The sequence below is a fragment of the Paenibacillus polymyxa M1 genome (genome assembly GCF_000237325.1).
GTDB lineage: Bacteria > Bacillota > Bacilli > Paenibacillales > Paenibacillaceae > Paenibacillus > Paenibacillus polymyxa_C.
On record NC_017542.1, the window covers coordinates 2,559,992 to 2,572,717 of the forward strand.

Here is a 12,726-nt window from a genome sequence, read left to right on the forward strand (position 1 = left end):
ATTTTATGAGGACGTGATGAGTTTTATGCCGTGTGCGTTAGATCTGTAAACTGTGCTTGGATGATTTGGGCTAAATCATGCGGACTCAGCTCCACTTGGGTTCCAATTTTCCCAGCGCTCACGACGATCGTTTCCAGCTCAAATGCAGGCTGGTCGATATAAGTGGGATAGATCTTTTTCATCCCTATGGGAGAGCAGCCGCCGCGAATATATCCCGTATGCTTTTGCAGATCCTTAACTGGAAGCATTTCAATTTTCTTCTCTCCCGCAGATTTGGCAGCCTTTTTGAGATCGAGCTCTTTATGTACAGGAATGACAAAAACAAACAGACTTTGTTTGCTATGTGCAACCAAAGTTTTAAAAACAGATTCCGGTGCTCTTTGAATCTTTTCGGCTACGTTCATACCGTCTATTTTTCCGTCTTGGTGGTCATAACTCAAAATATTGTAGTGGATGTGTTGCCCGTCCAATATACGCATAGCGTTTGTTTTACTCACACTCATTTTAATTCTTCCTTTCTTAGCGTTTTTCCAAGTAATCTACATAATCTTTTGCATCCTTAAGTGAAAGATTCTTAGCGGTTCTTAACTCTTTTATGGCTTTAATCTTATTTCCTTCCCTGATCAGTAGAAGCAGCCTTTCATTGATTTCTTCAGAAGCATCTGCATGTTGGATATGTGGAGCAGGAGGAGCGATTGTATTTGACATCGAGGTTCCCGTTAGTCCTGAACGATTCTCAAGACGCTCCACATCGGATTTCAAGTCATTAAGCCGAGATTGAAGGTGATAGACCTTGAACAAAAGTATGACGGAGAGGATCAATGCAATGATTGCTACATATTCGCTAGTTGCCAATAGAATCTCCCTTTTCTTGTTAGTTTTATCATTAAATTTTTGTCCCTTAAACATAGTATATCATGATGGTTGACTAATCGAATTGAGAATCATATTCTTTGCGTACGGGTAGTGCAAATTGACTTATTGCAGACCGAGCGTTATATTACAGCTTATTATTAAGCTTTTTATAATCACTTCAAAAGGAGTGTATTCAAATACAACCAGTTTCCAATAATACCATTCGGGTCAAACACATTAATGTAGAGCTAGTTAAAAACACACTGAAATCCAAGGAATATGCAACCAAGTCATCTATAGCCAGTATTACAGGACTTAGTGTGGCAACCTGCGGAAATATTCTAAATGAGCTTCTTCAAACCGGAGAAGTATTAGAGATGGAATTGGAAGAATCGAACGGTGGGCGTCCGGCTAGACGTTACAAATATAACGCTGATTATTCCTATATTATTTGTTTAACTGTGAAAACGGAAGGCGGAGTAGATTCTCTTACTTATGCTGTTGCCAATATGCTTGGCGATATTATTGCAGAGAACACATCCGTTGTGCCTCATATTGATTATGAAGTAATAGATCACCAAATTGAAGAGCTGATTAACAACTACGAAAACGTTAAAGCGATTGGTATTGGCATCCCGGGGGTTGTTCATCAAGGGGTTATTGATGTCTGCGATCTTGATCTGCTGATAGGAGTCCCTGTAGGACCACGCCTTCAAGATAAATACGGGGTAGAAGTCACCATTGAAAATGATATGCATCTGACCGTCTATGGATTTTATAACATGCAAAATTATGATGAGGACAAAACCTTCGCTATTGTTACGTTTCCCAAGGATAATTTTCCGGGAGCGGGTTTTATTGTCGATGGACATTTGTTAAAAGGAAATACCAAATTTGCCGGGGAAGTTTCCTTTTTACCCTTTGGCATAACGAGAGAGGAACAGCTTAAACAGTTAAATAGCACACAGGAATTTGTTTTTTTGGCGATCAAAACGATAACATCCATTATTGCGATTATAGACCCTGTATCGATCGCTTTGACAGGAGAGTTATCTAAGCCAGCACTGCTGGATGATATTTATAACGGCTGTCTAAAGGATGTACCCAAAGAACATATGCCTGAGATTTTTGTGAAAAACGATACGCACGATGAATACATGTATGGGTTGATTTCAGTTACCCTTGAAAGCCTGACCTACAATTTGCAATTGGTGGAAAAAAGAAAATAGAGACCATTTTATAGAAGAAGGGCTCACCCAAGTTACAATTGGTAATTAACGGATGGATGGGTGGGGACGTTGTTATAAATAGGGAAGTATGTATTGGAGATAATACGATTATAGACTCTGCAAGTTTTTAAAATAATACTTGACATGAAACGCGTTACAAACCTTAAGATTCAATTAGAAGTACTTTATAAACATTAGCGTAGAGGTAACGTGTTTATGTCCTAGTTAATGAAAAAACATCAGCAAAGGCGGAGAAAATATGAGTACACAGTTTCCAAAAGATTTCCTGTGGGGCGGAGCAGTTGCTGCTAATCAGCTCGAAGGCGCTTATCAAGAAGACGGAAAAGGCTGGTCCATTCAGGATGTAACTCCTCGTGGTGGTTGGGGGCCGGTTACGGATGTACCAACAGAAGATAATATGAAGTTGATCGGTATTGATTTTTACCATCATTATAAAGAAGATATCAAACTTTTTGCGGAAATGGGCTTTAAAGTGTTCCGTACTTCCATTGCTTGGTCACGTATTTTCCCTAATGGTGACGAACTTGAGCCTAATGAAAAAGGCTTGCAATTTTATGATGATTTGTTTGATGAACTTCATAAATATGGTATTGAGCCACTCGTTACATTATCTCACTATGAAACACCTTTACATTTGTCCAGAGAATACGATGGTTGGGTAAACCGTAAGCTTGTTGATTTCTATGAGCGCTATGCAACAACTGTATTTAATCGCTACAAAGATAAAGTAAAATACTGGTTGACGTTCAATGAAATCAACTCCATTCTTGAAGCACCATTCATGAGTGGCGGGATTAGCACACCAAAAGATCAACTTAGTGAACAAGACCTTTATCAAGCTATTCACCATGAGCTGGTAGCGAGTGCAAGAGCAGTAAAAATCGGTCATCAGATTAATCCTGATTTCAAAATTGGTTGTATGGTACTGAGTATGCCTACTTATCCGCTGACACCTAATCCAGACGATGTGATTGCAGCAATGGAATTTGATCACAGAAACATGGCATTTGCCGATATTCATGCAAGAGGTCAGTATCCAGGTTACATGAAACGTTTCTTCAAAGAAAACGGAATCTCTATTCATTTTGAGCCAGGTGATGCTGAAGATCTGAAGCATACGGTTGATTTTATCTCGTTCAGTTATTATATGAGTACTTGTGAGACGGCTGACGAAGCTAAAAAAGTCAAAGGTGAAGGTAACATCCTCGGTGGGGTTAGCAATCCGCATCTCGAGGCAAGTGAGTGGGGCTGGCAAATTGATCCGCAAGGTCTGCGCTATGTGCTGAATACATTTTATGATCGCTTCCAAAAACCACTGTTCATCGTTGAAAATGGTCTGGGCGCTGTGGACGAGCTTATCACCAATGAAAAAGGTGAAAAAACGGTTGAAGATGACTACCGGATCAACTATCTGAATGATCATTTGGTTCAAGTTGGGGAAGCGATTGAAGATGGAGTAGAGGTTCTGGGCTATACATCTTGGGGCTGTATTGATCTTGTCAGCGCGTCGACTGCTCAGCTTAAAAAACGTTATGGCTACATTTACGTAGATCGTCATGATGATGGTAGCGGTACACTTGAAAGATATCGAAAGAAATCGTTCCACTGGTACAAAGAAGTTATTGCTACGAACGGTGAAAGCTTGAAGCGTTAATTTATAATATAATTAAATTAAGTTGTAAAATATAATGATGGTTTTACGTGGCGACCGCTTCTGCTTTATTACGGAGGAAGCGGTCGCCAAATTTTTTCATGAGCGTCATTTACGACAAGTATCCAGCTACATAAACGGAGTGTAGACAAGCTATGACAGAAAAAGAAAAATCACAATTAGGGCTCAAAGACATTCCTTCTGGCGTGATTGCCGCAGGAAACCCTTGCAAGGTCATCCGTAAAATCACCGAAGATGATAAGCACAAGTATAAAAGGAATTAACCATAAAACTACAGCTTATCTGGAGCTGTAGTTTTGCGTCATACCAAACGTAAAGAAACATTTTTGCACAGATTTGTTTAGGGAATAGTGTAATAATGAACGTAAGAGGAACATTTTTAAATTACAATGGTCTATTCAGAAAGGAAGGGAAAAATATGAAATTAATGTTTATATCAGATATTCACGGTTCGCTGTACTGGTTGCAATTAGCACTGGAAAAATTCAAGGAGGAGAAAGCTGACCGTATTGTCTTGCTTGGAGATTATATGTACCATGGACCGCGTAATCCGTTACCGGAAGGATATAACCCGGCGGAAGTGGCTGCTATGCTGAACCAATACAAATCCCACATTGCAGTGTCGGTGCGCGGGAATTGCGATGCAGAAGTGGATCAGATGTTGCTAGAGTTTCCAATGATGGGTGATTATGCTTTGCTGTATCATGAAGGACGGCGAATCTATGTCACGCACGGACATGGTTTTAGTATCGGAAATTTGCCGCCACTGGAAGCAGGGGATGTGTTCATTCAGGGACACACTCATATTCCGGTAGCAGATGTGGAAAATGGGGTCTTTGTACTGAACCCTGGTTCGATCGCATTGCCAAAAGAAAACTACCCATCCTCTTATGGTGTGCTGGAGGGAGCACAATTTACTGTGAAGGATTTTGATGGCAGTACAGTAAAAACAATCACCTTTTTAAAGTGATTTTCTTTAAATTACAATGTGAATTATTAAAACTTTTCCGCTTCGATTGAGACAAAGATCATATTGTTGTATGATAGGAGCGGAGTCTACATTTTGAAAAGAAAGAGAGCTTCAATACATGCAAATTAAGGATTCACATTATAAGATGCCGCCTGAATGGGCGCCACATGAACGTACGTATATTTCCTGGCCTGTACAATCTTCAATGGTTTACCCGGAGATGCATGCCGAGGTAAGTAAGGGTTATGCCGAAATTATAAGTGCCATGGCGGAATTTGAACCAGTTACCGTAGTCGTAAATCCAGATGATCTGGAGAGCGTTAAAGCGCTTGAACTTGGGGAACGGGTAGAACTGCTGCCGATAGAGCATAGCGATGCGTGGTTGCGTGACAACGGTCCAACTTTTCTGACAGACGAACATGGTCAGTTGGCAGGTGTAAACTGGATGTTTAATGCCTGGGGCGGCAAATATGCTCCATGGGATCTGGATGACCAGGTTGCGCCGCAAATTCTGGACAAACTTGGAGTTCCACGGTTAGATGCACCACTAGTAATGGAAGGCGGTTCACTGCACGTAGACGGCGAAGGCACCCTGATTACAACCGAAGAGTGCTTGCTTAATCCCAATCGCAATCCGGAACTAAGCAGAGAAGAAATAGAACGGTACGTATGCGAATATACAGGTGCCGAGAAAATTATATGGCTAAAACGTGGACTCAGTGGCGACGAAACGGATGGTCATGTGGACAATATTGCTTGCTTTGCTGCTCCTGGCAAGGTCATTATGCAAGTATGTGATGATCCTGAGGATGAAAATTACGAAATCACGCAGGAAAATCTGCGCATCTTAGAGCAAGCAACGGATGCCAAAGGTCGTAAGCTGGAAGTGATTCAGATCGGCCAACCTCCGCGTGTGGATTATGAAGACAGCCGGCTGACACTGAGCTATATTAACTTCTACTTTGTGAATGGTGGCATTATTTTGCCAGTGTTTGGCGGAACTGCCGCTGAGAGCGATCTTGCAGCCCAGCAAGTACTAGCAAAAGTATTTCCGAATCGCAAGATCCGCACTGTAGATGGTATGGCAGTTATCCGTGAAGGCGGTAACGTACACTGTACAACCCAGCAGATGCCTGCTGTAAAGCGTTAAACGATACAACATTCATAAGGAGGACTAAGGTGAGAAAAGTAAAAGTGGCAGCAACTCAAATGAGCTGTTCTACCAATATTGAAGAAAATATCAGCAAAGCAGAGAAGCTGGTACGTGAAGCGGCAGCCCAAGGCGCGCAAATTATTTTGCTGCAGGAATTGTTCGAAACTCCGTACTTCTGCCAGAAGGAAAAGTCTGATTATTATGTATATGCAACTGAGCTGGAGCACAACAAAGCGGTTAATCATTTCAAGAAGATTGCCAAAGAATTGCAGGTTGTGCTGCCAATCAGCTTTTACGAAAAGAAAAACTATGCTCGTTACAACAGTCTTGCTGTCATTGATGCAGACGGCGAAGTGTTGGGTAAATACCGTAAAAGCCACATTCCGGACGGTCCTGGGTATGAGGAAAAGTTTTATTTTAATCCGGGCGATACTGGGTTTAAAGTGTGGAATACACGTTATGCCAAAATTGGGGTAGGCGTATGCTGGGATCAATGGTATCCCGAGGCGGCCCGCTGTATGGCGCTTATGGGCGCAGAGATTTTGTTCTATCCGACAGCGATTGGTTCTGAGCCACAGGATTCTTCCATTGACTCCAAGGACCACTGGCAGACCTGCATGCTAGGTCATGCAGCTTCCAATCTGATTCCAGTCATTGCTTCCAACCGCATCGGAATGGAAACAGATGAAGAATCCAGTATCAATTTCTACGGCTCATCATTTATCGCCGGACCTCAGGGGAACAAAATCACAGAAGCGAGTCGTACTGATGAAGAAGTGCTTACTGCTGAATTTGATCTGGACGAGCTCGAAGTAGGGCGGATCGAATGGGGCATTTTCCGTGACCGTCGTCCCGAACTATACAAAATGATTGCTACCTATGATGGTGATCTAAAAGTATAATCTGTATACAGATAGGTATATTTCCCTTGCTGTCAAGCCGTGATGTTTCTTTTCTGAACTCACACGGCTTTTCGAGCAAGGGATTTTTGGTTTCTAAATGGAATACATCTTGTGATAGATCGGAGGAAGAAGAATAGCAATGAGGCATAAGGGGATAGACCAAACGTTCACACACTTACAAACTTCGGCCGAAGAAGATCAAGAGTGGGAATACTCGCGTGCAAGAGATATGGCTATTTTGGGCTTGTGGGACGAATATACGCTATCTGCGCAGCGTTTATGTGAACGAATGGCTACCGTAACCCGTCAAATCAGACCTTCGGAGTACGAGACGTTCCCAACTCAGTTTGAATGGCTGGAACAAAAAGAAACAGACTTGATTATTGATGGAATATGGTCAGCTGATTTACATGGTGATCATTGTCTGTTTGTGAATATTGGGGAGCATCACCCAGAATGGCATACATCGATTGAAGCTTATATTTATGATACGCAGGTGATAGACGAAGGATTTTTCCTTCAATATTTGAACACTTCTCCTAAAGCCACTGCCTACGCAACTTCATTCAGAAACAATGGATATGCTACAATGTGTGAACTACTGGACAGATATGTCAGGGAAGGGAAATTGGAGCGTAGACCCTTCGGCTTCAAAAGAACGAATGCGTAGGTGAATAATGAATAAAAGTATGATTTTGGTTTGAGTCAAAAGGAACATTTCTCAAAGGATTGTTCCTTTTTTTATGTAGGACTATATTTCATCTATAGACTGAAACTATGATTCAGTACATAAAATAGCATTAGAATTTATATATTTAATGATATAAAATCAATTCATAAGGAATGATCGTAATCAATAAAACTTCGATATCCTTTAAAGTGAAAAAAATCACATATAAAAGTTATTTAATGAAACTTGAAAATGAAATTTGCAAACCTGCAAGGAGGAAGAACAATGAACTACTATCCTGCGATATTTGAACCTCTGACCATACGGCGCATGACCTTGAAGAATCGGATTGTAATGCCCCCAATGGGAACCAACTTTGCTGCCATGGATGGAAGCTTTGTTCAGGATCATATTGACTATTACGTGCAACGGGCTAAAGGGGGGACTGGCCTGATCACAGTAGAAAATGTTTGTCTGGATTTCCCCATGGGTACGAACGGCACAACTCAGCTACGGATGGATAATGATCAGTTTATTCCTGGACTGTTTAGATTAACAGAAGCCCTGCACTCTTATGGGGCATGTGTTTCTGTACAAATTAACCATGCGGGTGCTTCGGCTTATGCAGGACGACTGAACGGAGTTCAGCCCGTATCTTCTTCGAATATTCCTTCTAAAAAGGGTGGAGCGATCCCAAGACCTCTACAAAAAGAAGAAATTTATGCCATTGTTCGTAAATACGGAGAAGCAGCGGGAAGAGCGCAACGCGCAGGATTTGATTGTGTTGAAATTCACGCAGGACATTCCTACTTGCTGAGCCAGTTTCTTTCGCCGGTGTATAATAAACGTACGGATGAATTTGGCGGCAATGCAGAAAACCGTACCCGTTTTGCCAGATTAGTCATTGATGAAATTCGTTCAGTGGTGGGCCCATTTTTCCCCATTTGCTTACGTTTTAGTGCGGAGGAGTTCACAGAAGGTGGGAACACCTTGGAAGATACACTGGAGTTACTGGAGTATCTCAATGATGAGATAGATATTTTGAACGTTTCCGCAGCTCTAAATGATTCCATCCAGTTCCAGATTGACGGGATGAACCTGCCTGATGGTTGGCGCTCATATATGGCCAAAGCGGTAAAAGAAAAATTCGGAAAGGTCACGATGACCTCGGGTAATATACGGAGCCCACAGGCTGCTCAGGATATTTTGGCAAGAGGTGACGCTGATCTTCTGGCAATGGGCAGAGGTTTGATCGCAGAACCGAACTGGGTGCTTAAAGTGCAAAACGGCTACGAGCATTTGCTTAGAAAATGCATCTCCTGCAACATTGGTTGTGCCGATCACCGTATCTCCAAAAGTAAACCAATTTGCTGTACGGTTAATCCGGATCTGTTCAAGGAATCTGAATACAGGAAACAACGAGTTAGAAACAGTGTTCAAGTCGTTGTGATCGGTGGGGGCACAGCGGGGATGGAAGCGGCCTGTACAGCGGCTGAGGTAGGCTGCAAAGTAACTCTCTTCGAAGAAAAGCCAGAACTGGGTGGCCTCGCGCGTGATATTGCTCGCTTACCAGACAAAACGCGCATCAATGATTTCCCAGATTATCTGATTCAGCGCACCAAGCAGTTAACCAATCTGAACATTGTCACGGGTACAAGAGCAGATATGTCGATGATTAGTCCTCTGAATCCTGATATTATTGTCAATGCAACTGGGGCCAAGCCACTGCTTCCACCCATTGCAGGTCTGCACGATCAACTAGGCAAACCGGGTACAAAAGTATTTTCCATCTTTGACCTGTTGAACAACATGGAGAACTTTCAAGAGTTTGAAGGCAAACGTATTGCTGTAGTGGGTGGCGGAGCCGTGGGACTGGATGTTGTAGAATATTATGCGGAACGCGGGGCTCAAAAAGTTTCTATCATTGAGATGATGCCTTTATTGGGCAAGGATCTGGATATGATTACCCGCATTTCAATGATGAAAATGGTGGAGGAAAGGGGAGTAAATGTCCATACAGAGACGGCTTTGATAGAAGTGTGCAGCGACCGCTTCAAAGTAAAGCATGGAGAACAGGAGTTTGAGATTCCTTTTGATCTAGGGTTCGTATGTTTGGGTATGCGTTCATACACTCCACTGATGGATAGCTTGCTTCAATATGGAAAAGAGCATCAGGTGGAAGTTGTAAATATCGGAGACAGCAAACAAGCGCGTCGTATTATTGATGGCACCCGTGAAGGTCGGAATATTCTGAAAACCATTCAACGGGTAGACGAATTTAAAAATGAGTTCTCCTATTCTTACTAAATTGAGGGTATAGGTGATAGGTATTTATGACCAACAACTCACTTTATATTCAGGTTGAAGAGACGTCTGTCTTTTCAGCCTTTTTAATTTGGATTTATGCTGGCAAGAAGATTGATTCCTTTGTCATTTTAAAGGTAAACTATGGAAGGTATAAAAAGGCTATTAGCGTGGGGGGATGCGAGCGTGAATCATTTTTTGAGTGAAATTCCAGGTGCCAGCGCATGGAGGAACGTGCAAGAAATTCATAAAGGCTGGTCCAGTGACAGCAAATATTTTATTCAAACCACTGACGGTAGAGATTTGCTGCTGAGAATTTCGAATATCACCCAATATGACAAGAAACAGCGAGAATTTGAATCCGTAAAAAAGCTGGATCATATAGATAATGTTCTAATGTCCCGTCCGCTTGGTTTTGGATTGTGCAACAACGGACAGTCGGTATACTCTTTATTTACCTGGGTCAACGGGGAGGATGCTGAAGGAATTATACCCACATTAAATGCAGAACAGCAGTATCAGCTTGGAGTTCATGCTGGAAAGGTATTGGCTAAGTTGCATGAGATTTACGCGGAGCAAGATCGCGTCCAATGGGCTGAACATTATAATGCCAAAATCAACAGATATATCAGAAACTATAAGTCATGCGGTATTGCTTTAAAAGGAGCAGATCAAACGATAAGTTTTATTGAGCAAAACCGTCATCTATTAGAAAATCGCCCCCAGACATTTCAGCATGGGGATTATCATGTGGGCAATATGGTGATTACCTCATCTGGTGAACTGGGTATCATTGATTTTAATAGACTGGATTATGGCGATCCCTGGGAGGAATTCAATCGTATCACCTGGTGTGCGGGATTAAGCCCATTATTTGCTTCTGGTCGTATTCATGGTTATTTCAATAACGATGTGCCGGATTTATTTTTTAGGTTAATGGCACTGTATATTGCAAGCAATCAGATTTCATCGATTCACTGGGCCATTCCATTTGGCAAAGAAGAGGTAGACGATATGGTGCAACGAGCTGAAGAGGTTTTGGAGGGGTATGATTACTTTCAAACGGTTATACCAAAATGGTATCTACCTCGTTCACCTGAGTAGTAAAATGTGAAGACCGCCGCTCCTGAGAGTGACGGTCTATTTATAGTGTTTTATGATTGTTTCTTAATCTTATAGGTGAATTCCCAAACGGCCAGTTTGAAATATTGAGGAGAATCTCCTCTATTCTATTTATCGATTGCAGCCAAAAGAATTGTTAATGGTTGGTAAAAAAATAGTTTAGTATTTTATTGCATCACTTATGACCTAATATGATTATGACCTGAATTTTAGTAGAGAAAAGGATGGGGAAATCTGATGAAAAAAATATACAGAGAACAAGAAATCATAGATATGACCATTAAGTTGCTCGAACAAACTTCGATGTACGAAGAACAATATGAGCAATATGTAAGACGACCTTTTCGTACGGATTTTTATGATGATCTGAGTCCGTATGTGAAAGTTGGCAAACAGGGGTATACGCTACAGATGTATGAAAGAGGCGTACAGATGCTGAATAAGCTTACTCAAGATGTAGAGGATGTGATGTATTGGATCATCGAAGATACAATTCACATCATTGCTCATCTAAATCTGCTTCGCAAATATAAAGTAGATAACCAAAATACTCATCTAAAATATACCAAGGAGATCATGAAGGAGCTGACAACAGCAATGAATAACGCATTTTATGAAATTGGAGGAATCTATCAGGAATGGCATGAAGCGAATAGAAGGGCAACGTTGGAAAACCCATTAAAGTAAATAAAACTTAAAGAAACAGTTGACAATCATGAAGCAGAAATTTACAATTTTATATTAGTGATAATGATTATCAATATCACTAATTTTAAGTATGCTCTGCAATTACTATATTTCAAAGGAGAATTTATAACATGCATCATATGATGAGCAAGAAATCTTACATGATTTTATGTGCATTATTCGTAATGATCTTCGTTATTTCAGGATGTGGAAATGCTGGCAGTTCCTCAGATTCATCTGCTCAACCTGCCTCTTCCACGAAAGAAGAGGCAGGCGGTGAGTCTGCTACACGTACAGTCTCTACGATAAAAGGAGATGTAAAGGTGCCCGCTAATCCCCAACGAGTAGTGGTCAACTGGTATATTGGCGATGTATTCACGCTGGGAATCAAGCCGGCAGCGGTATTTGGTTGGAAACAAGAAACTATGCCTTTTTACGATAAGTTTAATGGGATTCCTGTTATTGAAAAGTGGGAGACCGAGGAAATTATGAAATACGATCCTGATCTCATCATTACATATGACACAAAGGATTATGATAAGTTGTCCAAAATTGCGCCTGTTCTTGTAATACCTGAGGGTAAAATGACATCTGTGGAACGGTTGAAATTCCTTGGTCAGGCCACAGGACATGAAGCAGAAGCGGATAAAGTGATTTCACAGTTTGAAAGCAAGCTGAGTGAGGCCAAAGAAAAACTTAATTCCGATATATTCAAGGACAAAACATTTAGCATTTTCGAGGACTGGGGCAGTGGATCCTACGGAATATATTATGAAACAGGCTCACGGGGAGGAACGTTGCTTTACGATTTTCTAGGACTTCACAAACCGGAAAAGCTCAATACATTGATTAAAAATTCCGGAGAGAGACGAGGTTCTTTATCCTATGAGGTAGCTGCTGAATACTTTGGGGATTATGTCCTGTGGTTTAAGCAGGAAGGCAAAGAATCCGAATATGCGAAGACCAAAATCTGGAGCAGTATTCCAGCCGTCAAAAATGGGCACATTATCGAAATTCCAGCGAAATATGCAGGACTTTTCTATTATTCAGACGTTGCTAGTATGACAGGACAGCTAGATTATATTATTGGAAAATTACTGGAACAGACGAAGTAACGATGCATAATTGACCAACTAAGGGT

At 41.4% G+C, this 12,726-nt stretch carries 12 protein-coding genes and 1 pseudogene; 11 read left to right on the plus strand and 2 right to left on the minus strand.

Annotation, left to right across the window (positions count from 1 at the left end):
- Positions 1 to 23: 23 nt before the first annotated feature.
- Positions 24 to 503: a Cys-tRNA(Pro) deacylase gene (ybaK, locus tag PPM_RS11565; protein WP_013371037.1), complete on the minus strand. Its 480-nt coding sequence runs from the start codon at positions 501 to 503 to the stop codon at positions 24 to 26.
- 16 nt (positions 504 to 519) lie between these two features.
- Positions 520 to 855 carry a ribosomal protein L7/L12 gene (locus PPM_RS11570; RefSeq protein ID WP_013371038.1) on the minus strand — a complete coding sequence of 112 codons (336 nt, stop codon included), beginning with the start codon at positions 853 to 855 and terminating at the stop codon, positions 520 to 522.
- A gap of 320 nt (positions 856 to 1,175) precedes the next feature.
- On the opposite strand from PPM_RS11570, the gene PPM_RS11575 reads away from it, so the two are divergent.
- From PPM_RS11575 to PPM_RS11620, 11 genes and pseudogenes are all read left to right on the plus strand, one after another.
- Positions 1,176 to 2,084 carry an ROK family protein gene (locus tag PPM_RS11575; protein ID WP_013371039.1) on the plus strand — a complete coding sequence of 303 codons (909 nt, stop codon included), beginning with the start codon at positions 1,176 to 1,178 and terminating at the stop codon, positions 2,082 to 2,084.
- 259 nt (positions 2,085 to 2,343) lie between these two features.
- Positions 2,344 to 3,759, plus strand: a complete 1,416-nt coding sequence (locus PPM_RS11580) for a glycoside hydrolase family 1 protein (RefSeq protein ID WP_013371040.1) — start codon at positions 2,344 to 2,346, stop codon at positions 3,757 to 3,759.
- A 185-nt stretch (positions 3,760 to 3,944) separates the two neighbouring features.
- Positions 3,945 to 4,040 (plus strand): annotated as a pseudogene (locus PPM_RS30395) (sugar O-acetyltransferase); the annotation flags it as partial.
- Positions 4,041 to 4,195: 155 nt separating this feature from the next.
- Complete coding sequence (gene yfcE, locus PPM_RS11585; protein ID WP_013371042.1) at positions 4,196 to 4,747, plus strand: phosphodiesterase; 552 nt, start codon at positions 4,196 to 4,198, stop codon at positions 4,745 to 4,747.
- 118 nt (positions 4,748 to 4,865) lie between these two features.
- Positions 4,866 to 5,897, plus strand: a complete 1,032-nt coding sequence (locus tag PPM_RS11590) for an agmatine deiminase family protein (RefSeq protein ID WP_013371043.1) — start codon at positions 4,866 to 4,868, stop codon at positions 5,895 to 5,897.
- A gap of 29 nt (positions 5,898 to 5,926) precedes the next feature.
- On the plus strand, positions 5,927 to 6,802 hold the full coding sequence (aguB, locus tag PPM_RS11595) for an N-carbamoylputrescine amidase (protein WP_013371044.1): 876 nt from the start codon (positions 5,927 to 5,929) through the stop codon (positions 6,800 to 6,802).
- 139 nt (positions 6,803 to 6,941) lie between these two features.
- Complete coding sequence (locus PPM_RS11600; RefSeq protein WP_013371045.1) at positions 6,942 to 7,472, plus strand: hypothetical protein; 531 nt, start codon at positions 6,942 to 6,944, stop codon at positions 7,470 to 7,472.
- 285 nt (positions 7,473 to 7,757) lie between these two features.
- Positions 7,758 to 9,779 carry an NAD(P)/FAD-dependent oxidoreductase gene (locus PPM_RS11605; RefSeq protein ID WP_013371047.1) on the plus strand — a complete coding sequence of 674 codons (2,022 nt, stop codon included), beginning with the start codon at positions 7,758 to 7,760 and terminating at the stop codon, positions 9,777 to 9,779.
- Between the two features lie 141 nt (positions 9,780 to 9,920).
- Positions 9,921 to 10,880 carry an aminoglycoside phosphotransferase family protein gene (locus tag PPM_RS11610; RefSeq protein WP_014599730.1) on the plus strand — a complete coding sequence of 320 codons (960 nt, stop codon included), beginning with the start codon at positions 9,921 to 9,923 and terminating at the stop codon, positions 10,878 to 10,880.
- A gap of 255 nt (positions 10,881 to 11,135) precedes the next feature.
- On the plus strand, positions 11,136 to 11,585 hold the full coding sequence (locus tag PPM_RS11615; RefSeq protein ID WP_013371050.1) for an immunity 63 family protein: 450 nt from the start codon (positions 11,136 to 11,138) through the stop codon (positions 11,583 to 11,585).
- 131 nt (positions 11,586 to 11,716) lie between these two features.
- A complete protein-coding gene (locus tag PPM_RS11620) occupies positions 11,717 to 12,700 on the plus strand; it encodes an ABC transporter substrate-binding protein (protein ID WP_013371051.1) in 984 nt (327 codons plus the stop codon).
- Positions 12,701 to 12,726: the final 26 nt, after the last annotated feature.

Bases quoted from the DNA above. Each gene is read 5' to 3' on its own strand.
- ybaK (WP_013371037.1), bottom strand. From the start codon at position 503: ATGAGTGTGAGTAAAACAAACGCTATGCGTATATTGGACGGGCAACAC.
- PPM_RS11580 (WP_013371040.1), top strand. From the start codon at position 2,344: ATGAGTACACAGTTTCCAAAAGATTTCCTGTGGGGCGGAGCAGTTGCT.
- yfcE (WP_013371042.1), top strand. From the start codon at position 4,196: ATGAAATTAATGTTTATATCAGATATTCACGGTTCGCTGTACTGGTTG.
- PPM_RS11590 (WP_013371043.1), top strand. From the start codon at position 4,866: ATGCAAATTAAGGATTCACATTATAAGATGCCGCCTGAATGGGCGCCA.
- PPM_RS11600 (WP_013371045.1), top strand. From the start codon at position 6,942: ATGAGGCATAAGGGGATAGACCAAACGTTCACACACTTACAAACTTCG.
- PPM_RS11605 (WP_013371047.1), top strand. From the start codon at position 7,758: ATGAACTACTATCCTGCGATATTTGAACCTCTGACCATACGGCGCATG.
- PPM_RS11610 (WP_014599730.1), top strand. From the start codon at position 9,921: ATGGAAGGTATAAAAAGGCTATTAGCGTGGGGGGATGCGAGCGTGAAT.
- PPM_RS11615 (WP_013371050.1), top strand. From the start codon at position 11,136: ATGAAAAAAATATACAGAGAACAAGAAATCATAGATATGACCATTAAG.
- PPM_RS11620 (WP_013371051.1), top strand. From the start codon at position 11,717: ATGCATCATATGATGAGCAAGAAATCTTACATGATTTTATGTGCATTA.